Origin of the sequence: Herbidospora yilanensis, assembly GCF_001570565.1 — a bacterium.
Taxonomy (GTDB): domain Bacteria; phylum Actinomycetota; class Actinomycetes; order Streptosporangiales; family Streptosporangiaceae; genus Herbidospora; species Herbidospora yilanensis.
Genome location: NZ_BBXE01000013.1, coordinates 403,821 through 425,784, shown reverse-complemented (window position 1 = coordinate 425,784; position 21,964 = coordinate 403,821). Strand labels below are relative to the sequence as shown.

Below are 21,964 nucleotides of genomic sequence, written 5' to 3'. Positions count from 1 at the left end.
GTTCGGTTGTAGCGTCGGGACATGCGGACCCGCGCGGCCGACATGTTCGGCCTTGAGTTCCCGATCTTCGCGTTCAGTCACTGCCGCGACGTGGTCGCCGCGGTCAGCCGGGCCGGGGGCATGGGCGTCCTCGGCGCCCTCTACTTCACCCCCGAAGAGCTGGAGACCGAGCTCGCCTGGATCGACGAGCACGTCGACGGCAAGCCCTACGGCGTCGACGTCGTGATGCCCGCCTCCTACGAGGGGGCCGACTTCGCGCCCGAGGAACTCGTCGGGCGGCTCCAGGGGATGATCCCGGACGGTCACCGGAAGTTCGTCGACGACCTGCTGGCCCGCCACGGCGTGGCCGAGTCGGACGGCGCGGCCGGGCGGGTGCTGCTCGGCTGGACCGACGCCACCGCCCGTCCCCAGGTCGAGGTCGCCCTCAGGCACCCGATAGCGCTGCTCGCCAACGCCCTCGGGCCGCCGCCCGCCGACGTGGTCGAGATGGCCCACGCCAAGGGCGTGAAGGTGGCCGCCCTCGCCTCCACGCCCCGGCACGCCGTCAAGCAGGTCGAGGTCGGGGTCGACATCGTGGTGGCCCAGGGCACCGAGGCCGGCGGGCACACCGGCGAGATCTCCACGATGGTGCTGATCCCGCAGGTCGTCGACGCGGTCGACGTGCCGGTGCTGGCCGCCGGAGGCATCGGCGACGGGCGGCAGGTCGCCGCCGGGCTCGCGCTCGGGGCCGAAGGGGTCTGGACGGGCTCGATCTGGCTGACCGTCGAGGAGGCCGACACCCCGGTGGCGGCCCGCGACAAGATCCTCGCGGCGACCTCCCGCGACACCGTCCGGTCGCGGTCGTGGACGGGCAAGCCCGCCCGGCTGCTCAAGAACGAGTGGACCGACGCGTGGGAGGCCGCCGACTCGCCCGGCACGCTGCCGATGCCGCTCCAGTTCATGCTGGTCAGCGACGCGCTGCGGCGCATCGGCCGGTCGGACGCGAAGGAACTGGCCACCTTCCCGGCCGGTCAGATCATCGGCACGATGAACGACGTCAAACCGGCCAGGCAGGTGGTCTTCGACCTCGTCGAGGGCTACATCGAGGCCATGGACCGGCTGCGGGCCATCAGTGACCGGTGAACCGGGCCGGCCGCTTGTCCCGGAAGGCACGGGCCCCCTCCTTGGCGTCCTCGCTGCCGATGACGGGCCAGCCGAGCGCGTCGGAGATCTTCAGCGCCTCCTCCTCCGGCAGCCCGACGGTGTCGCGGTAGGCCCGCAGGATCGCCCGCACCGCGAGCGGCCCGCTGGCGGCCACGTCGTCGGCCAGTTCCCTGGCTCGCGCGAGGGCCTGGCCGTCGGGCACGACCTGGTTGACCAGGCCCATCCGCTGCGCCTCGTGGGCGCCGACCGGGCGTCCGGTGAGCAGCAGGTCCATCGCGAAGGCGTAGGGGATCTGGCGGGCCAGCCGGATCGCGCTGCCGCCCATCGGGAACAGCGCGCGCCTGGCCTCGAACAGGCCCAGGGTCGCGCTCTCGGCGACCACCCGCAGGTCGGTGCCGACCAGCAGTTCGGTGCCGCCCGCGACGGCATGGCCCTCGACGGCGCAGATGATCGGTTTGGTCGGCATGGCCTCGCGGAGCAGGCCGCGCCAGTGGTAGTTGGGGATCTCGGCGGCCCGGGCCCGGACGTGTTCGTCCTCGCTCGGGTTGGCCATGGCCTTCAGGTCGGCGCCGGCGCAGAACGTGCCGCCCGCGCCGGTCAGGATGCCGACCCTGACGTCTTCTTGTTCGGATATGTACGTCCAGGCCTCCGCCAGCCCGACGAGCATGTCGGTGGAGAGGGCGTTGCGCGCCTCCTGGCGGTCCATGGTCACGATCACGACGTGACCGTCACGGTCGATCCGGCAGTGCGGGGTGCTGATCGGCAGGCGTTCCACGTACGTACTGTCCGACGCCGACTTCCAGAGATCAAGCGCTTGGTTGGAAGGAGCGCTCATGGGTTCACTCGGATTCTGGCGGCTCGCGCAGGCCGACCCGACCTGGATCGCCGCGGTCGATCCCGACGGCACCGAGCACACGGCGGGTGACCTGCTGGCCCGCGCGAACGGGCTGGTGCACGGGCTGCGCGAGCTCGGGCTGAAACCCGGCGACGGGATCTGCGGGCTGGTGCCCAACGGGGCCGACGGGCTGGTGCTCTACCTGGCGGCGCTGCAGGCCGGGTGGTACTACACGCCGGTCAACTGGCACCTGACGGGGCCGGAGATCGCGTACATCGTCGCGGACAGCGAGGCCAAGGCCTACTTCGTGGACGAGAGGTTCGCCGCCGAAGGGGCCCGCGGCAGGGCCGGGCTCGGGCCGGAGCGGTGTTTCGCCTTCGGGGAGATCGAGGGCTTCTCGCCCCCGCCCACCGGACCGGCCGCGCCGCCGGAGAATCGCACCGCCGGGGCGACGATGCACTACACGTCCGGCACGACCGGACGCCCGAAAGGGGTCCGGCGCGCGCTGAGCGGCCTCGACCCCGACGACATGGCCGAGCTCATGACCTCGCTGCTGAGGCTGTTCGGCATCACCCCCGGGCAGCCCAACGCCCACCTCGTCACCGCGCCCGCCTACCACACCGCCGTCACCCAGTTCGGCGGCAGCGCGCTGCACATGGGCCACACGCTCGTGCTGATGGACCGGTGGGACGCCGAGGAGACGCTGCGGTTGTGCGAGCGCCACCGGATCACCAACTCCCACCTGGTCCCGACGCACTTCAAGCGGTTGTTGTCGCTCCCGGAGGAGGTGCGGGGGCGCTACGACCTGTCGTCGCTGCGCTGGATGATCCACGCCGCCGCGCCCTGCCCGGTGCCGGTCAAGGCGGCGATGCTCGACTGGTGGGGCGACGTCGTCTACGAGTACTACGCCGCCACCGAGGGCGGCGGCACCCTCGCGACCCCGGAGGACTGGCGGAAACATCCCGGCACGGTCGGCAAGGCCTGGCCGATCAGCGAACTCCTGATCGTCGACGACGCCATGGAGGAGGTCCCGCGGGGCACCCCCGGGACCGTCTACATGAAGATGGGGGCCGCCGCGTTCGAGTACAAGGGCGACCCCGAGAAGACGCAGGCCAACCGGCTGCGCGACTTCTTCACCGTCGGCGACATCGGCTACCTCGACGGCGACGGGTTCCTGTTCCTGTGCGACCGCAAGGCCGACCTGATCATCTCGGGCGGGGCGAACATCTACCCGGCCGAGATCGAGAACGAGCTGCTCGTCCACCCGAAGGTCGCCGACGTCGCGGTGTTCGGCATCCCCGACGACGACTGGGGCGAGCAGATCAAGGCGGTCGTGGAGCCCGCGGAAGGGGTGATCCCCGGCCCCGAGCTGGCCGCCGAACTGCTCGACTCGCTGCGGGGACGGCTGTCGACGATGAAGTGGCCCAAGACCATCGACTTCATCGCCGAGATGCCCCGCGAACCCAACGGCAAGCTGCTGAAACGCAAACTCCGGGCGCCTTACTGGGAGGGCCGGGCCAGTGCCATCTGAACCGAACCCCGAGATCAACCACGTGCTGGAGTTCCCCGGCGGTTACACCCGCTCGACCGGGCCGGTGATCGGCCGCTTCCTCACCGAGTTGCGGGCGGGCCGGATCGTCGGCGTGCGCACCGCGGCCGGGAAGGTGCTGGTGCCGCCGCTGGAGTACGACCCGGCGACCGGCGAGCCGACGCTGACGACGCCCGAGCGGACGGCCCCGGCCCGCGACCCCGTGCTCTCTCATGACTTCGTCGAGGTCGGCCCGGCCGGGACCGTCCGCGAGTGGACCTGGGTGGGGGAACCGCGCAAGAACCACCCCCTCGACCGGCCGTTCGCGTGGGCGCTGATCCGGCTCGACGCCGCGCACACCTCGCTCGTGCACGCCGTGGACGCCGGGACCGTCAAGGCCATGCGGACCGGCATGCGGGTGTGGCCGCGCTGGCGGCACGACCGGGTCGGCTCGATCACCGACGTCGAGTGTTTCGTGCCCGAGGTGACCACGATCGTGGCGAACGTGCGGACCGAGTACACGGTGACGCCGGGCGCCGCCCTGGCCCGCTACCTCGACGCGCTGACCCGCGAGGTCTTCCTCGCGGGCCGCTGCCCGACGTGTGACGGCGTCTACGTGCCCTACCGGCTCTCGTGCCCGCAGTGCGGGTCGGTCATCGAGGAGGAACTGGAGGTCGGGCCGGCGGGCACGGTCACCACGTTCGCGATCAACAACCTGCCCGATCCGAGGGCGCCGCAGGTGCCGTTCGTGTCGGCGTACATCCTGCTCGACGGGGCCGACACCCCGATCATCGCGCTGCTCGCGGAGGTCCCGCCGGAGCGGGTCACCGAGGGGCTGCGGGTGCGGGCCGTGTTCGAGGGCGGGACCGTGAAGTGGTTCGCGCCGGAACGGGAGGCGTGATGAGACCGGTCGCCGTCGCGGCGTTCGCGCAGACCACGCACACCGACCACGACACCGGGCTCGCCGAGGCGGAGTTGATCCTGCCGGTCATCCGGGCGGTACGCGAACAGTCGGGCCTCACCGAATTCGGCTTCACCTGCTCGGGGAGCTGCGACTATCTGGCCGGGGCGCCGTTCTCGTTCGTGTCGGCCCTCGACGCGCTCGGCGCGTGGCCGCCCATCCAGGAGAGCCACGTCGAGATGGACGCCGCCTTCGCGCTGTACGAGGCGTGGGTGCGATTACAACACGGCGACGTCGACTCCGCCCTGGTCTACGGCTTCGGCAAGTCGTCGATGGGCGACCTGCGCGAGATCATGACCCTCCAGCTCGACCCCTACTACCTGGCGCCGCTCGGCCTCGACCAGCTCTCCTACGCGGGCCTCCAGGGCGCTTCGGTGAAAAGCGACACCGCTTCGATCGCCCGGCGGAGCTGGGAGTCCGCCCAGACCAACCCCTACGCGCTCAAGCTCCCCGAACCCGTGGAGACCGCCCCGATCACCGACGGAGCCGCCGCGATCGTGCTGGTCGCGGGCGATCTCCTCCGGGACCGCACGAACCTCGCCTACATCAACGGCATCGCGCACCGCATAGACCCCCACTATCCGGGCATGCGGGATCTCGCCCGGTCGGCCTCCGCCGCCGCTGCCGCGACGGCGGCGGGGGTCGGCGAGGGCCCTGTCGACGTCGCCGAACTGCACGTCCAGTTCGCCCACGAGGAGACGATCCTCGCCGAGGCGCTCGGCCTCCCCGGCGACACGGTGATCAACCCCTCCGGCGGCCCGCTCGCCGCCAACCCCGTCATGGCGACCGGGCTGATCCGCATCGGCGAGGCCGCGGCCAGGGTCATGGACGGCACCGCCCACCGGGCCGTCGCCCACGCCACCAGCGGGCCCTGCCTGCAGCACAACCTCGTCGCCGTCCTGTCCCGGGAGTCGTGATGGGCAATCGTTGCGCGGTCATCGGGGTCGGCCAGACCCACTACACGACCCGGCGCCGGGACGTCTCCATGGCGGGGCTGGTCAGGGAGGCGGCGCTGCGTGCCCTGGAGGACGCCGGGCTCACCTTCGCCGACATCGACGCGGTCGTCGTCGGCAAGGCGCCCGACCTGTTCGAGGGCGTCATGATGCCGGAGGCCTACCTCGCCGACGCCCTCGGCGCGGCCGGGAAGCCCATGACGCGGGTGCACACGGCCGGGAGCGTCGGCGGCTCCACGGCGCTGGTCGGGGCCTCGCTCATCCAGGGCGGCGTGCACGACCGGGTGCTGGTGGTGGCGTACGAGAAACAGAGCGAATCGAACGCCACGTGGGCGCTGACCACCCATCTCCCGTTCACGTCGTCGCTGGTCGTGGGTGCGGGCGGCTACTTCGCCCCGCACATCCGCGAGTACATGCGGCGGTCGGGCGCCCCCGACCACATCGGCACGCTCGTCGCGGTCAAAGACCGGCTGAACGCGGTGAAGAACCCCTACGCGCACCTGCGGATCCCCGGCATCGACCGGGCCATGGTCGAGTCGACGCCCATGTTGTGGGAGCCGATCCGCTACCTGGAGACCTGCCCGTCGTCCGACGGCGCGTGCGCGATCGTGTTGTCGTCGGAACGGGCGGTCACCGGGACCCCGGCCTGGGTGCACGGCGGCGCGATGCGCTCCGAGCCGATCTTCCGGGCCGGCCGCGACACGGTCAGCCCGCAGGCCGGGATCGACTGCGCCGCCGACGTCTACCGCCAGGCCGGCGTGACCGACCCCCGCCGCGACCTCGACGTGGCCGAGGTCTACGTGCCGTTCAGCTGGTACGAGCCCATGTGGCTGGAGAACCTCGGCTTCTGCGGCGTCAACGAGGGCTGGAAGCTCACCGAGGCGGGCGCCACCGCGCTCGACGGCGACATCCCGTGGAACGCCTCCGGCGGCGTGTTGTCGAGCAACCCGATCGGCGCCTCCGGCCTCATCCGCTTCGCCGAGGCCGCGCTCCAGGTCCGGGGCATGGCGGGCGAACACCAGGTCGAGGGGGCCAGGAGGGCCCTCGGGCACGCGTACGGCGGAGGCGCGCAGTTCTTCGCCATGTGGATCGTCGGAGCGGAGAAGCCATGAGCCCGATGCACTTCCACCACGCCGACCTCTTCGAGGGCCTGGCCGACGCGATCGGCGACCGGACCGCCGTCGTCTGCGGCGACGACCGGGCGACCTACGCCGAACTCGACGACGCCGCGACCCGGCTGGCCCACCACCTCGCCCGGCACGTCGCCCCCGGGGAGCACGTCGGCATCCACCTCTACAACGGGCTCGAATACGTGACCGCGCTGCTGGCGATCCTGAAGATCCGCGCGGTGCCGGTGAACGTCAACTACCGCTACGTCGCGGCGGAGCTGAGCTACCTGTACGACGACTCGGACATCGTCGCCCTGTTCTACGACGCGTCGTTCGACGAGAGGGTGCTCGCCGCCCGGACCGGCCGGATGCGGCACCTGATCGCGGTGGGCGATTCGGCCATCGCGGACGCGGTGCCGTACCGGGCAGCGGTCGTGGGCTCAGCGGAACGGGACTTCGGCCCGCGCGACGGCGCGGACCTCTACATCATCTACACCGGCGGGACCACCGGCCTGCCCAAAGGCGTGTTGTGGACGCACGAGGACCTGTTCATGGCCTTCGGCGGCGGCAACCCCTACGGCCCCCCGCACACCGCACCCGAAGGGGTGATCGAGCAGGCCCGGAACGCGGGGCCGCTCACCATGATGGCGGCGGCCCCGCTCATGCACGGCGCCGCCCAGATGGGCACGTTCATCGCGTTCTGGATGGGCGCCACGATGGTCTTCGTGCCGCGCTTCGAGGCCGACGCGGTGCTGCGCGCGATCGGGCGCGAGAAGGTCGTGTCGATCACGATCACCGGCGACGCGATGGCGGTCCCACTGGCCGACGCGCTGGAGACCGGCGACTACGACCTGTCGTCGCTGTTCGTGCTCAGCTCGACCGGCGCGATCCTGACCGGCGCCGTCCGCGACCGCCTCCAGGCGCTGCTCCCGAACGTCATGATCATGGACAGCTTCGGCTCGACGGAGTCGGGCTACACCGCCTCGGCGGTCGCCGGGTCGTCGCCGGAGGCGGGCCTGAGATACCAGCCCAACCCGAACGCGACGATGGCCGTCCTGGACGGCGCGCTGCGCCCGGTCGCCCCCGGCGAGATGGGCGTCGTGGCCAAGACCGGCCGGATCGCCCACGGCTACTACAAGGACCCGGCCAAGACCGCCGAGACCTTCGTGACCGGCCCCGACGGCGTGAAGTGGCTGCTCACCGGCGACCTCGCCCGCGTGGAGGAGGACGGCGCCATCCGCGTCTACGGCCGCGGCTCCCAGTGCATCAACACCGGTGGGGAGAAGGTCTTCCCCGAAGAGGTCGAGGCCGTCCTGAAGGGCCACCCGGGCGTCTTCGACGCGGTGGTGACCGGCCTGCCCGACGACCGCTGGGGCCACCGCGTCGCCGCCGTCGTCGAACCCCGCACCAAGGACCTCACGGACGCGGACCTGGACGCCCACTGCCGCGAACGCCTGTCGGGCTACAAGGTGCCCCGGCAGTATGCGTTCGTCGACGAACTGGTGCGCTCACCGTCGGGCAAGGCCGACTACCGATGGGCCCGCGAACAGTTCACCTGAGCGGTCAGCGTCTGATGTCGTAGGTGAGGTGGGTCGCCAGGGGTGAGGTGCGGCAGTCGACCAGGTCGAGGTCGGCCTGGAAGGTGCCGTCGAACAGGGCGGTGCCGCCGCCCAGGACCACCGGCGCGATGGTGATCGAGAGCCGGTCGACCACGCCCATCCGGAGATACTGCCGGATCACGTCGGCGCCGCCGCCGATGGCGATCGGGCGGCCGCCGGCCGTCTCCCTCGCCTGCTTCAGCGCCTCCTCGGCGCCGGTGACGTAGGTGAAGGCGGTAGGCAGGTCGCCGGTGACGCGGTTGGTCAGCACGAAGATCGGGCTGGCGAACGGGTTCTCGCCGCCCCACTGGCCGGCCGCGTCGAACATGCCCCGGCCGACGATGACGGCGCCCGCCTGGCTCATGTCGGCGATGACCTGGGCGTCGACCGGATGGAGGTCGCCGTCGAAGGACGGCTTGTCGTAGCTCCACGGCCCGCCGAAGACCCAGTAGTGGAGGCGTTCGCCGCCGTCGCCGAGACCACGGCCGGGGGCCCAGTTCGGGCCGGCGACGAAACCGTCGAGGGAGATGGTGATGCCCGCGTGAATCATGCCGCCATCGTGTCGGACGGCACCGACAGAACCGGCTACTTCGTCGGTTCGCCGGTGAAGGCGGCCACCCCGCCGAGGGCGATGTAGACGACCCCGCTGCCGACGTCGAGCCGCCGCCGGGCCGTCGCCGACCTCTTCAGGCGTCCGGCCAGCGCGGAGGCGGCCAGGGCGTAGGTTCCGTCGCTGGCCATGCCGAGGACGACCCAGATCATGCCGAGCAGCACGATCTGCGGGGCCAGCGGGCCGGCGTGCGGGTCGGCGAACTGCGGCAGGAAGGCCAGGAAGAAGATGGCGGTCTTCGGGTTGAGCACGTTCACCACGAAGCCCTCGCCGAACAGGCGGGCCTTCGGGGTCTCGGTCACCACGGCCTCGGCGCCCGACGTCCGGTCCATGAGCTTGCGGACGCCCAGGTAGACGAGGTAGGCCGCGCCGGCGTACTTGACGATGGTGAACGCCGTGGCCGAGGCGGCCAGGATCGCGCTGATGCCGAGCGCGGCGGCGGCGATGTGGACGAGCGACCCGGCGTGCACGCCGAGCACCGACACCATCCCGGCGGCGCGGCCCTGGGCGACGCTGCGGGTGACGATGTAGACCACGGCGGGGCCGGGCACGAGCAGCAGCGCCAGGGTGGCGACGGAGAAGACGGCGAGCGTCGGCAGGTCGGGCATGCGGTGAGGATAGGGACGATCGCGGCGTTCACGCCAAGGGTTTTGCCAGCGCCTCCAGCAGCGCCTGGGTGGCCGGGGGATCGGGCGGGGCGCCGTAGGTGGCGGCGTACACGTGCCGGACCGAGCCGGGCAGTTCGGTGGTCCTGACCTTCGGGTCGCGGTGGGCGCGCAGGGCCAGCGACGGCAGCAGCGCCGCGCCGAGCCCGGCCGCGACCATCGCCTGGACGGCCACGTAGTCGTCGGTGGTGAACGTGATGTTCGGGGTGAAACCCTCTTTGGCGCACACGTCGAGCAGGTGGCGGCGGCAGCGTTCGCAGCCGGCGATCCACTGGCCGTCGCGGTGGTCCTTGAGCGTGGGGCCGTCGAGGTGGACCAGGTGGCCGGGGTCGTCGAACAGGTGGCGGGTGCGGATGTCGGGGTCCTCGCCCGGGCCGTACCCGAAGACCACCGCGACGTCGGCCTCGCCCGCCCTGATCATCGCCAGCGCCTCGGGCGGCTCGGCCTCGGCGATGTGCAGTTCCACCCCCGGGTACGACTCGGCGAGCCTGACCCCGGCCTGGGGCACGAAGGTCCCGAGCGCGGAGGGGAACGCGGCCAGCCTGACCCGGCCGGCCCTGAGCTGGGTGAGCGCCTCCAGTTCGGCGGCGGCCGAGTCGAGCCGTCCGAGGATCTCGGCGGCGCGTTCGGCGAGCAACTGCCCCGCGTCGGTCAGCCGGACCCCTCGGCCGACGCGTTGCAGCAACTTGGCGCCGGTTTCGGCTTCGAGCCGGGCGAGGTGGTGGCTGACGGAGGGCTGGGCGTAGTGGAGCTCTTTGGCGGCCGCGGTCAGCGAGCCGGTGCGGGCGACGGCGACGAGTACCCTCAGGCGGACGGGGTCGAGCACCTCATCGATGCTACCCACGCCGGTATATGGCGGGAATACATCGACGCTGTCTATGGATTTCGCGCCATTTCCCTATTGGACCTATCGATGCGGGTGGGTTCAGGCTGGTCGGCATGACCGACATGCGTGACATCCTCCAGGCCGCCTCCCTGCTCGCCCGGCACATCCCCCCGACGCCGATGTGGAGCTACCCCGTGCTCAACGCGGCCGCCGGGGCCGAGCTCTGGGTGAAACACGAGAACACCCAGCCGATCGGGGCCTTCAAGGTGCGCGGCGGAATCACCCTGCTGGCCGCCCTGCCCGACCGGTCGCGGGGCGTGGTGGCCTACTCGACCGGCAACCACGCCCAGTCGATCGCCTATGCCGCGCGGTTGTTCGGCACGCCGTGCGCGATCGTGATGCCGGAGAACCCCAACCCGGCCAAGGTCGCCGCGGTCGAGGCGCTCGGCGCGACGGTCCTTGTCGGCGGCGCGACCATGGTCGAGGCGGCCGACGTGGCCCGCGAGGAGGCCGACCGGCTGGACCGCCGCCTGATCAGCCCCGCCGACGAGCCCGAGATCATCGCCGGAGTCGGCACCCTCTACCTGGAGATCCTCCTCCAGCGGCCCGACCTCGACGCGATCGTCGTCCCGGTCGGCAGCGGAACCGGCGCGGCGGCGGCCTGCCTGGTCGCGCGCGCCCTGGCACCGGGGTGCCGGGTGATCGGCGTGCAGTCGTCGGCCGCTCCGGCGGCGCACGACTCGTGGCGGCTCGGCGAGATGGTCCTGCGCCCGATGAAGACGCGGGTGGACGGCCTGGCGACCGGCTCGGCCTACACGCTCCCGCAACAGGTGATGCGCGACCTGCTCACCGACTTCGTGCTGGTCGCCGACGAGGACATCCGCGCCGCCCAGCGCCTCATGCTCACCCACGCCCACACGCTGGCCGAGGGCGCGGGCGCGGCGGCGCTGGCGGGGGTGTTGTCACGGCGCGACGACTTCGCGGGCCAGAAGGTCGCGATCGTCGTGTCGGGCGGCAACGCGGGCCCCGCCGAGCTGACGGCCCTCCTGGAGCAGGGAAACGCATAAGCCGAAATTTCCGGCCGGAGGCCGGATCAGGCCAGGTCGTCGCCGTTTTCCTCGTCCAGTTCGTGCAGGCTCCGGCGGGTGAGTTCCAGGTCGGCCGTCAGCCGGTCGAGGGCCGTCGGGGTGTCGATGCCGCTGGTCGCGTCGAGCGCCGACAACTCGACCACGCGGGCCACCAGGCCCTCCAGGACGATGACCGTCGACTCCAGCCGGACCAGCAGGCGTTCTCTGGTCGCCGACAGCCGGGCATGCACCTCCTCCTGGGCGGTCAGGGCCGAGATCGCGCGGTCGAGTTCGGCCGCGATCTCCGGGCGGGCCGACTCGCGGGCGTGGGTCAGGCGCAGGCGTTCCTGGCGCAGGAAGCCGGGGTCGAGGCGGCCGAGCGCCGCCGTGGTGACCGACGTGTGGGCGGCCAGCCGCCGCAGGGTCGTGACCGTGTCGTCGATCTGGGGGCGCATCGAGGCCACCGGGCCGACCAGCAGGCGGCCGCGCATCGACTCGCTCAGCTCGGCGAAGGTGGCCGCGGCGCGTTCGGCGCGGGCCACGGCGCGCTCCTCCGGGCTGCCGCCGGTGACCGGTGGAGGGCCGGGGGGTTCGCCGGGGGAGGACAGGAGGGCGGCGATCAGCCAGCCCGCGAGGGCGACGACGAGGGCCGCCGCGACGGGCAGGCGCAAAGCCAGGGTGACGAGGCCCGCGACGGCGCCCGGCAGCAGCGCCCACGGGTCGGCGAACCTAGAAATTGGCGATCACCTCCGTGAAGATCCGGTCGATGACGCCGGGATCGCGGGAGTCGTAGGAGGCCGCCCTGGTCGTGTCGGAGATGGTCTTCAGGGTGTCCAGGTCGGCGTCGGCGCCGTAGGCGATGGTGAAGACGCGCACCGGGTGGGGCCCGCGCAGGCCCTTCAGCAGGTGGTCGAGGGTGATCGTCTGCTGGACCTCGTCGCGGCCGTCGGTGAGGAGGATCACGGCGTCGATGGTGTCGCTCCGGGCCTGGTCCTGCACGTGCCGGTACGCCGCCAGCGCCGTGGTGTGGAGGCTGGTCGCCCCCTGGGGGCGCAGCCGGTCGATCTCGGCCCGCAGGTCGTCGCGGGTGCCCGCGGCGATCGGCACGAGTTCCCTCCGGTCCGTCGAGAACGACCACAACCCGACCCGGTCGCGGGGCCCGAAGTCGCCGACGGCCCGCTTGGCCGCCGACTGGGCCAGGGCGAGCTTCGATCTGCCCGTACCGGACGCGGGCGCCTCCATCGACCCCGACACGTCCATGACCATCAGCACGTTGGCCGGTTTGCGCAGTTCGGCCCAGCTCGCCAGCACGGCGTCGAGCACCTTCGGCGCCGGGACCTGGAGGATCTTCCCCGGCAGGGGATCGTCGAGGGCCCGGAAGCCGTGCTCGGCGAAGCGCCTCTGCTGCGCGGGCGCGCGCAGGTAGGCCAGGAAGTCGGCCGCCACCTTCCGCTTGGCGGGGGAGGCCCATTTCAGCACGGCGTAGGGGTTGTCGGACAGAAGCGTGCCCTCTTTGGGGTGGATGGCGACGAGCGGCACCTCAGGCTTGTCGTGTCGCCCCAGCGTCGCCGGGTCGCCCGTCGGGTTGCCCTCGTTGTAGTCCCAGACCGACTTCTCCTCGACGGTGACCGCCGAGATGTAGGACATCGCCGCCCCCGCGTCGTCGGCCCGCTGGAGGTTGGACAGGAACGTCAGCGTGGTGTCGCCGTAGTGGACGATCGACCGCTCCACCCCCTGGACGAACCGCCGCACCTTCGGTGAGGCGACGTCGCGGGTGGTCAGGTCTCCCGACACCCCGGTAGCCGCGACGTACGCCCCGATGGTCGCGTTCAACCCCGAGGTGGAGAAGCCCGGATGCGTCTTGCCGAGCCGGAAGGGCCCCCACTCGGGGTGCCCGTGCCGCGCCCACCCCTGCTCGGAGGAGGCCAGTTCCAGCACGTCACCCCACCCGAGGGCCTTCTCGGGCCAGCCGAGGGCCGCGGCCATCGGCTCGGGCATCGCGATGACCAGCGGCGTCTTCACGATCGACGGGTTGTCGGCCCCGATCGGCGCCGAGCGGGCCCGCTGCCGCAGCAGCGTCAGCCAGCCGGACGCCGCCGGGCTCCACACGTCGGGCCGCGCCCCGTCGTCGCGGCTCCACCCGTCGGCCAGCGCGTCGAGGGCCGCGCCGGACGCCATCGTCGCCACGGTCACCGTCCCGCAGCCCTTGCGCGAGTAGTCGGCCGCCATCCGGCGTAACAACTCGGCCTTCTCGCTGGACGCCGCGATCCGCAACCCGGCCGTCGAGGGGGCGCAGTCGGGATCGGCATGGACCGTCCGCACCACCACGACGACCGCGCCCGCCACGATGGCGGCGACCACGAGAAACGAGTAGCGGGACCGTCGGCGCAACGCGGGCCTCCCACGGATGTGTCGGTATATATCCCGACGAACGGCGGCCCGCCAAAGTTCTTTACGACGCGCCGTACTCCTGCAGGAACAGCGCCTCGGCGGTGGCCACGCGGCGGAGCTCGCCGATGTCGACCCGCTCGTTGGGGGCGTGGATGCGCGCGCCCTCGTCCTCGGCGCCGAAGAGCAGCAACTCGGCCTCGGGGAACTGGCGCTGCAGCGTGGCCACCAGCGGGATGCCGCCGCCCTGGCCGACGTCGCGCGGCTCCCGGCCGAACGCCCTGGTCATCGCACGGTCGAGGGCCGCCCGCGCCGGGCCGCCCGCCGGGGCCTGGAAGCCCGAGCCGACCGACACGTCGGAGAACGTGACACGCGCGCCCCACGGCGCCTGCGCCTCCAGGAACGCGGTCACGTCGGACAGGGCCGTCTTCGGGTCGTTCTGGGCCGGGACGCGGATGGTCACCCGGGCCCGCGCGACCGCCTGGATCGCGTTGACCGCGCCCGAGACCGTCGGCACGTCGAGACCGGTCACCGTGATCGCGTAGGAGCCCCAGATCCGGTCGGCGATGGAGCCCGTGCCGACCAGGGAGACCCCGTCGAGCACCCCGGCGCCCGCGCGGAACTCCTCGTCGGAGCCCGCGTCGCCGTCGAAGACGCCCTTCGCCAGGCCCGGCACGCGCACGTCGCCGTTGTCGTCGTGGAGGGCGACCAGCATCCGCATCAGCGCCGCCAGCGCGTCGGGGGCCGGGCCGCCGAAGGCGCCGCTGTGCAGGGCGTCGCGAAGGGTGCGCACCTCGACGGTGAGGGCGGCCATGCCGCGCAGTGAGGTGGTCACGGCCGGGTCGCCCACGGCGGGGTTGCCGCAGTCGGCCACGATGATCGCGTCGGCGCGGACCAGGTCGGGGTTCTCCTCGACGAACCGCTCCAGGCGCTCGCCGGCGTACTCCTCCTGGCCCTCGATGATTACCCGCACGCCCACGGGGAAGCGGCCGTCGAAGGCGCGCAGCGCGGTGAGGTGGGTGATGATGCCGGACTTGTCGTCGGCGGCGCCCCGGCCGTACACGGCACCGTCGATCTCGGTGGGCTCGAAGGCCGGGGTGTCCCAGAGGGCGGGGTCACCGGGGGGCTGGACGTCGTAATGGGCGTACAGGAGCACGGTGGGGGCGCCGGGAGGCGCCGGGGCCTCGGCGTAGACGGCGGGGAAGCTGCCCTCGACCGGGATCTGCCGCACGGTCGGCAGACCGGCGTCGCGAAGCAGCGACTCCACGGCCGCGGCGGCGCGGTGCACCTCCTCCTCGGGATGGCCCGGGAAGGCGACCGACGGGATAGAGACCAGCGCCTTCAGGTCCTCCACCGCGCGGGGCATGGCGGCGGCGACGGCGTCTTCGATGTCACCAGGAGTCATGGGCCCCATCGAACCACAAACAGGGCATGCTCCAGACGGTCGACGAATTTCGTCGCTGTTACACGTAGATATCGAGGAATCCGAAGCCGTTTCAATTTGCAACCACGTTTTCCCTTGGCAGATGTCTGGGACGCAATGCACACTGACAGCGGAGCTCAGACACTAAGGGAAGTACTGATGACGCACCCCGAAGACCTGCAGAGAGCGGCTCACGACAACCTCTGGATGCACTTCACCCGCCACGGCGCCTACGAACACGCCGAGGTTCCCATGATCGTGCGGGGTGAGGGCGCCTACATCTACGACGTCAACGGAAAGCGCTACCTCGACGGCCTGGCCGGCCTCTTCGTGGTGCAGGCCGGCCACGGCCGCAGCGAACTCGCCGAGGCGGCCGCCAAGCAGGCCCAGGAACTGGCGTTCTTCCCGCTGTGGTCCTACGCCCACCCCAAGGCGGTGGAGCTCGCCGCCCGGCTGGTCGAGCACACCCCCGGCGACCTCAACCGGGTGTTCTTCACCACAGGCGGCGGCGAGGCCGTCGAGACCGCCTGGAAGCTGGCCAAGCAGTACTTCAAGCTGACCGGCCGGCCCCTGAAGCACAAGGTCATCAGCCGCCAGATCGCCTATCACGGCACCCCGCAGGGCGCCCTGTCGATCACCGGCATCCCGCTGTTCAAGCAGATGTTCGAGCCGCTGGTGCCGGGTTCGGTCCGGGTGCCGAACACCAATCACTACCGCGCCGACGAGATCACCGGCGTCCCCGGCATGACCCCCGAGCAGTACGGCATCTGGGCCGCCGAGCGGGTCGCCCGCGCGATCGAGATGGAGGGCCCCGACACGGTGGCCGCCGTCTTCGTCGAGCCGGTTCAGAACGCCGGCGGCTGCTTCCCGCCCCCGCCGGGCTACTTCAAGCGACTGCGCGAGATCTGCGACGAGTACGACGTTCTGCTCGTCTCCGACGAGGTCATCTGCGCCTACGGTCGGCTCGGCACGATGTTCGCCGGGGAAAAATTTGACTACGTACCGGACATCATCACGTCCGCGAAGGGTCTGACCAGCGGGTATTCTCCACTTGGAGCGATGATCTGCTCCGACCGGCTCTTCGAGCCGTTCAAGTCGGGGACCGAGATGTTCGCCCACGGCTACACGTTCGGCGGACACCCCGTGTCGGCGGCCGTGGCCCTGGCGAACCTCGATTTGTTCGAGCGCGAAGACCTGCTGGGTCACGTGACCCGCAACGAGGGCGCGTTCCGCGCCACCCTGGAGAGGCTCTACGACCTGCCCATCGTCGGCGATGTGCGGGGCAGCGGGTTCTTCTGGGGCGTCGAGCTCGTGAAAGACAAGAACACCAAGGAGACCTTCACCGCCGACGAGTCGGAGCGCCTGATCCGGGGCTTCCTCTCCAAGGCGCTGTTCGAGGCAGGCCTGTACTGCCGGGCGGACGACCGCGGCGACCCCGTGGTCCAGCTCGCCCCGCCGCTCATCTGCGGCCAGAAGGAGTTCGACGAAATCGAATCCATCCTTCGCGGAGTCCTCACCGAAGCCTGGGCTCTGCTCTGAGAAAGGAACCCCGAAGATGAAGATCGGCGTGCCCGCCGAGGTCAAGAACCACGAATATCGTGTCGCGGCGACCCCCGCGGGCGTCCATGAGCTGGTGCGTCACGGCCATGACGTCCACGTCCAGCGCGGCGCGGGCCTCGGCTCGCACATCCCCGACGAGGAATACCTGGCGGCCGGCGCGAAGATCGTCGACTCGGCCGACGAGGTGTGGTCCGAGTCGGAGATGGTCCTGAAGGTCAAGGAGCCGATCGCCGAGGAGTACCACCGGCTCCGCGAGGGCCAGGTGCTCTTCACCTACCTCCACCTGGCCGCCTCCCGGCCGTGCACCGACGCCCTGCTGGCCAGCCGCACCACGGCCATCGCCTACGAGACGGTCCAGGTCGGCGGCGCGCTGCCGCTGCTGGCCCCGATGTCGGAGGTGGCCGGGCGGCTCGCGCCGCAGGTGGGGGCCTACAACCTGATGCGCTTCAACGGCGGCCGGGGCGTGCTCCCGGGCGGCGTGCCCGGCGTGGCCCCGGCGAAGGTCGTCGTCATCGGCGGCGGCGTCTCCGGCCTGCACGCCGCGCAGATCGCGGTCGGCATGGGCGCCGAGGTGACCATCCTCGACGTCAACATCGACCGGCTGCGTTTCATCGACGCGATCTACCAGGGCCGCCTGAAGACCCTGGTCTCGACGTCGTACGCCATCGAGAAGGCCTGCCTGGAGGCCGACCTGGTGATCGGCGCCGTGCTGATCCCGGGCGCCAAGGCCCCCCAGCTCGTGTCGAACGCGCTGGTGGCCCGCATGAAGCCGGGTTCGGTGCTCGTCGACATCGCCATCGACCAGGGCGGCTGCTTCGAGGACTCCCGCCCGACCACGCACGCCGAGCCGACCTTCACGGTCCACAACTCGATCTTCTACTGCGTGGCCAACATGCCGGGCTCGGTGGCCAACACCTCCACCTACGCCCTCACCAACGCCACCCTGCCCTACGCGGTCAAGCTGGCCGACCTGGGCTGGAAGAAGGCGCTGGCGGGCGACGCCGGGCTCGCGCTCGGGCTCAACACCCACCAGGGTCTCGTCACCAACGAGCCGGTCGCGGTGGCGCACGAGCTGCCCTACACCCCGGTCGGCGAGATCATCGCGGCCTAACTCAGGCCCAGGCGTTTCCGCAGGTCACGGGCCGTCTCCAGGACCCGCTCCACTTCGGTGGGGGTGGGCCAGGGGGCGGTCCCCGGCCGCAGCAGGGTGGCCCGCACCGCCGCGAGGTGCTCGACCGCGCCGATGTGCAGGCCGCTCTTCTCGGCCAGCCACGTGATGGGGTCGATCGGGTCGCGCAGGCGCCGGGTGACCATGTCCCAGGTGCCGAGGATCTCGCTCAGCTCGGCCACGTCCAAGGTCGTCTCGCCGCGGCGGCCGGCCGCCGCGACGGCCAGTTCGGCCCGCGCGGCCAGTTCGGGCTCGGCCGGCCGGTCCCAGCCCGGCGTCTTCGGCAGGGCGCTCCACCGCTCGGCCTCGATGGCCCGGTCGGTGGCCGTCAGCAGGGTGGCCAGCTCCAGCGCCGCCCGGTAGTGACCCTGCGCCGCCGCCTGCCGCAGCCAGTGCTCGCCGCCGCTCATGTCGGCGTGCTCGGCGATCAGCAACAATCCGAAGTTGTACGCCGCCTCGGCGTCGCCGCTCGCCGCCGCGCGCCCGAACCAGTGGGAGGCGGCCCGCGCGTCGTCGAGCTCGACGCAGACGAACCCGGCCATCCGCTGGTCGTCGACCCGGCCCGTGCCGGCGGCGCGCTCGAACCAGGCCCGCGCGGTGCGCAGGTCTCTCCTGGCCAGCGCGAGATTGCCCAGCTGGGAGGCCGCGCCCGGGTGGTCGTGCTGGGAGGCCAGCCGGTAGAGCACCTCCGCGCCCTCGGGATCGCGCAGCGCGTGGAGCAGCAGCCCCAGGTGGTAGGCGGCCTCGGCGTGGCCGCCCCGGGCCGCGAACTCCCACCAGTGCCGCGCGTCGCCCTCCTCGCCGCACGAGTAGCCGAGGAAGCCCAGGTCGTGGGCGCTGGTCAGGTCGCCGTCGAGGGCGGCCCTGCGGTGCCAGTCGCGGGCCCGCGTCAGTTCTCCGGCGTCCTCGCAGAGCAGCGCCAGCCGTCTGGACGCCCGCCGCGACCCGGCGGTGGCGGCGGTCTCGTACCAGTGGAAGGCGGCGGGGGCGTCGCCCTTCTGCTCCAGCAGCAACGTGGCCAGGTTGGCGGCGGCCTCGGCGTCGCCGGTGCCGGCGGCCAGTTCGTACCAGCGCAGGGCCTCGTCGAGCGACCCGTGCTTCTCGTGCCACTTGCCGAGGTTGAAGGCGCTGTCGACGTTGCCGGCCCCGGCCGCCCGCTCCCACCAGTGGCGGGCCGCCGAGCGGTCGCCCCGCTGGGCGTAGAGCCGCCCGAGCAGATGGGCCGCGCGGGCGTCTCCCGCCTGGGCGGCGGCGTGCAGGTCGTCGCCCTCGCCGTCGGCGGCGGGGCGGGGCGGCGGGACCTGCGCGGTCCTGGTCGACACCTCAGGCCACATTGTCATGCCGGACAGAGTTGCATGTAACAGTCTGGTCACGGAGGGTGATTGCCAGTTTCTTACCTCAGCGGATGCTGATGAATCCCGAGAACATGCCCATGCCGCACGAGTATCGGACCGTCCCCGGCCCCCGCGCGCCCAGCCTTATCGTGACCTGCCCGGTCTCCGGCAGGGCGACGTCTCTGCCGTCGATCGCGACCGTGGTCGTGCAACTCCGGTTCTTCTCGGTACGGAAGATCACGACGATCTCGCGATGCGCCGGGACCGAGATCGCCGCGGGCCGGAACCCGTCGGGCGTCGCCCAGACCACGTTTCCGGCCGAGGCGGCGACGGCGGGGTCGTCGGGGAACCAGCCGCCGAGGCGCACCCCGGAGAAGACGGTGAACAGACCGGCGGCGATCACCAGCACCCCCGCCCACCGGGCCAGCCGCTTCAGGACGATCCCCACCAGGGCGAACGCCGGAGACGACCCCAGCACGAACCCGCCCATCAGCACCGCCCCCGCGAGCGCCGACCCGCTGGAGACCGCCACGAGCTCGGTGCTCAGCGTCACCCCGCAGGGCACCAGGACCGTCGCCGCCCCCCGGGCGAACGGGCTGCCGGTGAGCGGCCGGCACGCCATCGGCCGGCGCAGCAGCGCGACGCCCGCGACCACCACCCCCACCCCTGCGACGACCAGCACAACTGCTCTGACCTGCGGCGAGAGCACCAGCACCCCGCCGACGAGGCCCAGCAGGGCGCCCAGCACGACGTGGACGAGGGCCCGCCCGGCCAGGAAGGCCCAGATGCGGTCGACCCCCGCGATCAGCCCGCCCTGGACGGCCGTGCACGACACGGAGCCCGCGAGCAGCCCGGCGCCCACCCCGCCGGCGAACAAGGCCATCACCAGCGCAACCTAACGTGACCGGCCGGACGCGAGAAGTAGCCGGGATGCCACTCCCTCCGCACCTGGCCGCCAGTACGGAAAGCGCTTACCGCGCTATTTCATCACGTCCATCCCGGCCTGACCAGGCCGGACTCGTAGGCGATCACCACGAGCTGGGCCCGGTCGCGCGCCCCGAGCTTCATCATCGCCCGGCTGACGTGGGTCTTGGCCGTCGCGGGCGACATGAACAACTTCCCGGCGATCTCGTCGTTGGTCAGCCCGTTGCCGACCAGGGCGAGCACCTCGCGTTCCCGCTCGGTGAGCGAACCCAGCTCCTTCGGCACGACCGGCGCCTTCGCCCGCGAGGCGTATTCGGCGATCAGCCGCCGGGTCACCCCCGGCGACAGCAGCGCCGCGCCGCCCGCGACCACTCTGACGGCCTGGATGAGCTCGGCCGGTTCGGTGTCCTTGACCAGGAAGCCGCTCGCGCCGCCGCGGAGCGCCTCGAAGACGTACTCGTCGAGCTCGAAGGTGGTCAGCATGACCACCTTCGGCCCCGGCGGCATCAGCCGGACCGCCGTCAGGCCGTCGGTGCCGGGCATGCGGATGTCCATCAGCACCACGTCGGGGGAGTGCTCGGCGGCCAGCCGCACCGCCTCGGCACCGTCGCCGGCCTCGGCGACCACCTTCATGCCCTCCTGGGCGTCGAGCAGCGCCCGGAACCCGGCCCGGACGAGGGCCTGGTCGTCGGCCAGCAGGATCCTGATCACGGTCGCTCCTTGGGCGGGCCGGGGAAGGTCATGACTTCTCCTTGGCGGGGATCGGGAGGGTCGCCGCGACTCGGAAACCGCCGTCGTGGGGGCCCGCCGTCAGCGAGCCGCCCAGGGCCGAGGTGCGTTCGCGCATGCCGGGGATGCCGTTGCCGCCGCCCAGGTCGGTGACCGCGTCGCGCTTCCCGGCGCCGTCGTCGGTGACCGCGACGCGCAGGGTGTCGTCTCCGTAGTCGAGGCAGACCAGCACCGACGAGCCCGGGGCGTGCCGCGTCACGTTGGTGAGGGACTCCTGGACGATCCGGTAGGCCGCCCGGTCGGGCCCGTGGGGGATCTGCCTGACCTGCCCCGTCCGCGTGAGCTTCACGTCGAGGCAACTGCGGTCGACCAGGTCGTCGAGGCGGTCGAGCCCGGCGGTCGGGTTCCGGGGCGCGCCCTCGCGCAGCACGTCGAGCACGGCGCGCATCTCGGTCAGCACGTCCTTGGACGCCGTCTTGATCGTCGACAGGGCGCTGCGGGCCTGCTCGGGATGGGTCTCGATCAGGTGCAGCGCGGTCGAGGCCTGGACGTGGATGAGCGAGATGTTGTGCGCCAGCACGTCGTGGAGCTCCTGGGCCATGCTCAGCCGCTCCTCGCTGGCCTGCCGCCGCTCCTCCTCGGCCGCCTTCTGCGCCTTCTCGGCCCGGCGCTCGCGGAAGGCCCGCAGCCACTCGGCGAAGGTGAGCACCAGGAACAGGAACGCCGCCACGGCCAGGTTGTGATACCAGCCGCGGGGCGGGCCGGAGACCAGCCACGTCGTGTAGACGATCATGAACAGGAGGGTGGCCATGCCCCACGCCCAGGCCGGCCGCCGATGGCCGGAGACCAGGGTGTGCACGATCATGATGATCGGCGTCAGGAACACCGGCCCGTAGACGAAGCCGAACAGCAGGAACACCCAGGTCGCCACCAGGGTGACGGCCATCGCCACGATCGGCCGCCGCCGCATCGCCAGGATCATCGCGGGCCCGACGAGCAGCAGCAGGTAGCCCCGCCAGTCGAGCGGAACGCGGTCGGGCTGGGCCCACTGGGCGCCGACGGACGCGACGGTCTGCACCACCGCCGCGGCGATGGCGTGCACCACGTCTCTGCGCTCGACCACGGTGTCACGTTAGGCGACCT

Annotated in this window: 20 protein-coding genes; 9 read left to right on the top strand and 11 right to left on the bottom strand. The window is 71.9% G+C overall.

All coding sequences use genetic code 11. The features are described from left to right. The first annotated feature begins 21 nt into the window (after positions 1 to 21). On the top strand, positions 22 to 1,122 hold the full coding sequence (locus AW273_RS02030) for an NAD(P)H-dependent flavin oxidoreductase (protein WP_062344590.1): 1,101 nt from the start codon (positions 22 to 24) through the stop codon (positions 1,120 to 1,122). Here the strand turns inward: AW273_RS02030 and AW273_RS02025 are convergent. Continuing rightward, entirely contained in the window at positions 1,109 to 1,918 is an 810-nt protein-coding gene (locus tag AW273_RS02025) for a crotonase/enoyl-CoA hydratase family protein (protein WP_232327019.1), read from the bottom strand. The two genes, AW273_RS02030 and AW273_RS02025, sit on opposite strands and share 14 nt — an antisense overlap. Before the next feature lie 58 nt (positions 1,919 to 1,976). Between AW273_RS02025 and AW273_RS02020 the strand changes: the two genes are divergently transcribed. From AW273_RS02020 to AW273_RS02000, 5 genes are read left to right on the top strand one after another with little or no spacing between them, the layout of a single operon-like run. Then, positions 1,977 to 3,509, top strand: coding sequence for an acyl-CoA synthetase (locus tag AW273_RS02020; protein ID WP_062344587.1), 1,533 nt, complete (start codon positions 1,977 to 1,979; stop codon positions 3,507 to 3,509). Continuing rightward, entirely contained in the window at positions 3,499 to 4,407 is a 909-nt protein-coding gene (locus AW273_RS02015; RefSeq protein WP_063909805.1) for a Zn-ribbon domain-containing OB-fold protein, read from the top strand. Before AW273_RS02020 ends, AW273_RS02015 begins: the two co-directional genes overlap by 11 nt. After that, entirely contained in the window at positions 4,407 to 5,384 is a 978-nt protein-coding gene (locus AW273_RS02010) for a thiolase family protein (protein WP_062344585.1), read from the top strand. Before AW273_RS02015 ends, AW273_RS02010 begins: the two co-directional genes overlap by 1 nt. Next, on the top strand, positions 5,384 to 6,532 hold the full coding sequence (locus AW273_RS02005) for a thiolase family protein (protein WP_062344583.1): 1,149 nt from the start codon (positions 5,384 to 5,386) through the stop codon (positions 6,530 to 6,532). The genes AW273_RS02010 and AW273_RS02005 overlap by 1 nt, the downstream gene beginning before the upstream one ends. After that, entirely contained in the window at positions 6,529 to 8,088 is a 1,560-nt protein-coding gene (locus AW273_RS02000) for an acyl-CoA synthetase (RefSeq protein WP_369409022.1), read from the top strand. Before AW273_RS02005 ends, AW273_RS02000 begins: the two co-directional genes overlap by 4 nt. A 4-nt stretch (positions 8,089 to 8,092) precedes the next feature. Here AW273_RS02000 and AW273_RS01995 read toward each other — a convergent pair whose 3' ends face one another. Genes AW273_RS01995 through AW273_RS01985 form a run of 3 tightly spaced genes read right to left on the bottom strand, consistent with a single transcriptional unit; the run spans position 8,093 to position 10,228 of the window. Further along, positions 8,093 to 8,677 (bottom strand): dihydrofolate reductase family protein, encoded by a 585-nt coding sequence (locus AW273_RS01995; RefSeq protein WP_062344581.1) that lies wholly within the window; start codon positions 8,675 to 8,677, stop codon positions 8,093 to 8,095. Between the two features lie 35 nt (positions 8,678 to 8,712). Next, positions 8,713 to 9,345: a LysE family translocator gene (locus AW273_RS01990; protein WP_062344579.1), complete on the bottom strand. Its 633-nt coding sequence runs from the start codon at positions 9,343 to 9,345 to the stop codon at positions 8,713 to 8,715. Positions 9,346 to 9,373: 28 nt separating this feature from the next. Next, entirely contained in the window at positions 9,374 to 10,228 is an 855-nt protein-coding gene (locus AW273_RS01985) for a LysR family transcriptional regulator (protein ID WP_062345373.1), read from the bottom strand. A 113-nt stretch (positions 10,229 to 10,341) separates the two neighbouring features. Here AW273_RS01985 and AW273_RS01980 point away from each other — a divergent pair, with 113 nt between their 5' ends. Next, on the top strand, positions 10,342 to 11,295 hold the full coding sequence (locus tag AW273_RS01980) for a threonine ammonia-lyase (RefSeq protein ID WP_062344577.1): 954 nt from the start codon (positions 10,342 to 10,344) through the stop codon (positions 11,293 to 11,295). A 26-nt stretch (positions 11,296 to 11,321) separates the two neighbouring features. Here AW273_RS01980 and AW273_RS01975 read toward each other — a convergent pair whose 3' ends face one another. The 3 genes from AW273_RS01975 to AW273_RS01965 all read right to left on the bottom strand — a co-directional run bounded on the left by AW273_RS01975 (position 11,322) and on the right by AW273_RS01965 (position 15,088). Then, complete coding sequence (locus AW273_RS01975) at positions 11,322 to 11,966, bottom strand: hypothetical protein (RefSeq protein ID WP_062344575.1); 645 nt, start codon at positions 11,964 to 11,966, stop codon at positions 11,322 to 11,324. 58 nt (positions 11,967 to 12,024) lie between these two features. Next, positions 12,025 to 13,686: a substrate-binding and VWA domain-containing protein gene (locus tag AW273_RS01970; protein ID WP_198167963.1), complete on the bottom strand. Its 1,662-nt coding sequence runs from the start codon at positions 13,684 to 13,686 to the stop codon at positions 12,025 to 12,027. 61 nt (positions 13,687 to 13,747) lie between these two features. Further along, entirely contained in the window at positions 13,748 to 15,088 is a 1,341-nt protein-coding gene (locus tag AW273_RS01965) for a M20/M25/M40 family metallo-hydrolase (RefSeq protein WP_062344571.1), read from the bottom strand. 177 nt (positions 15,089 to 15,265) lie between these two features. Here AW273_RS01965 and AW273_RS01960 point away from each other — a divergent pair, with 177 nt between their 5' ends. Further along, on the top strand, positions 15,266 to 16,645 hold the full coding sequence (locus tag AW273_RS01960; protein ID WP_030451185.1) for an aspartate aminotransferase family protein: 1,380 nt from the start codon (positions 15,266 to 15,268) through the stop codon (positions 16,643 to 16,645). A gap of 16 nt (positions 16,646 to 16,661) precedes the next feature. After that, on the top strand, positions 16,662 to 17,777 hold the full coding sequence (gene ald / locus AW273_RS01955; protein ID WP_062344570.1) for an alanine dehydrogenase: 1,116 nt from the start codon (positions 16,662 to 16,664) through the stop codon (positions 17,775 to 17,777). On the opposite strand, the gene AW273_RS01950 is transcribed toward ald, so the two are convergent. The 4 genes from AW273_RS01950 to AW273_RS01935 all read right to left on the bottom strand — a co-directional run bounded on the left by AW273_RS01950 (position 17,774) and on the right by AW273_RS01935 (position 21,944). Further along, on the bottom strand, positions 17,774 to 19,174 hold the full coding sequence (locus AW273_RS01950) for a tetratricopeptide repeat protein (RefSeq protein ID WP_062344568.1): 1,401 nt from the start codon (positions 19,172 to 19,174) through the stop codon (positions 17,774 to 17,776). The genes ald and AW273_RS01950 overlap by 4 nt on opposite strands. A 58-nt stretch (positions 19,175 to 19,232) precedes the next feature. Continuing rightward, positions 19,233 to 20,051 (bottom strand): sulfite exporter TauE/SafE family protein, encoded by an 819-nt coding sequence (locus tag AW273_RS01945; RefSeq protein ID WP_062344566.1) that lies wholly within the window; start codon positions 20,049 to 20,051, stop codon positions 19,233 to 19,235. A gap of 104 nt (positions 20,052 to 20,155) precedes the next feature. Beyond that, complete coding sequence (locus AW273_RS01940) at positions 20,156 to 20,803, bottom strand: response regulator transcription factor (RefSeq protein WP_062344564.1); 648 nt, start codon at positions 20,801 to 20,803, stop codon at positions 20,156 to 20,158. Positions 20,804 to 20,831: 28 nt separating this feature from the next. Further along, the gene (locus tag AW273_RS01935; protein ID WP_062344562.1) at positions 20,832 to 21,944 is read right to left on the bottom strand and encodes a sensor histidine kinase; all 1,113 of its coding nucleotides are present in this window, start codon (positions 21,942 to 21,944) and stop codon (positions 20,832 to 20,834) included. Positions 21,945 to 21,964: the final 20 nt, after the last annotated feature.

Coding starts and splice junctions, on each gene's coding strand:
- AW273_RS01950 (WP_062344568.1), bottom strand. CDS start 19,174: ATGACAATGTGGCCTGAGGTGTCGACCAGGACCGCGCAGGTCCCGCCG.
- AW273_RS02005 (WP_062344583.1), top strand. CDS start 5,384: ATGGGCAATCGTTGCGCGGTCATCGGGGTCGGCCAGACCCACTACACG.
- AW273_RS01960 (WP_030451185.1), top strand. CDS start 15,266: ATGACGCACCCCGAAGACCTGCAGAGAGCGGCTCACGACAACCTCTGG.
- AW273_RS02010 (WP_062344585.1), top strand. CDS start 4,407: ATGAGACCGGTCGCCGTCGCGGCGTTCGCGCAGACCACGCACACCGAC.
- ald (WP_062344570.1), top strand. CDS start 16,662: ATGAAGATCGGCGTGCCCGCCGAGGTCAAGAACCACGAATATCGTGTC.
- AW273_RS02000 (WP_369409022.1), top strand. CDS start 6,529: ATGAGCCCGATGCACTTCCACCACGCCGACCTCTTCGAGGGCCTGGCC.
- AW273_RS01945 (WP_062344566.1), bottom strand. CDS start 20,051: ATGGCCTTGTTCGCCGGCGGGGTGGGCGCCGGGCTGCTCGCGGGCTCC.
- AW273_RS02030 (WP_062344590.1), top strand. CDS start 22: ATGCGGACCCGCGCGGCCGACATGTTCGGCCTTGAGTTCCCGATCTTC.
- AW273_RS02020 (WP_062344587.1), top strand. CDS start 1,977: ATGGGTTCACTCGGATTCTGGCGGCTCGCGCAGGCCGACCCGACCTGG.
- AW273_RS01965 (WP_062344571.1), bottom strand. CDS start 15,088: ATGACTCCTGGTGACATCGAAGACGCCGTCGCCGCCGCCATGCCCCGC.
- AW273_RS01980 (WP_062344577.1), top strand. CDS start 10,342: ATGACCGACATGCGTGACATCCTCCAGGCCGCCTCCCTGCTCGCCCGG.
- AW273_RS01990 (WP_062344579.1), bottom strand. CDS start 9,345: ATGCCCGACCTGCCGACGCTCGCCGTCTTCTCCGTCGCCACCCTGGCG.
- AW273_RS01995 (WP_062344581.1), bottom strand. CDS start 8,677: ATGATTCACGCGGGCATCACCATCTCCCTCGACGGTTTCGTCGCCGGC.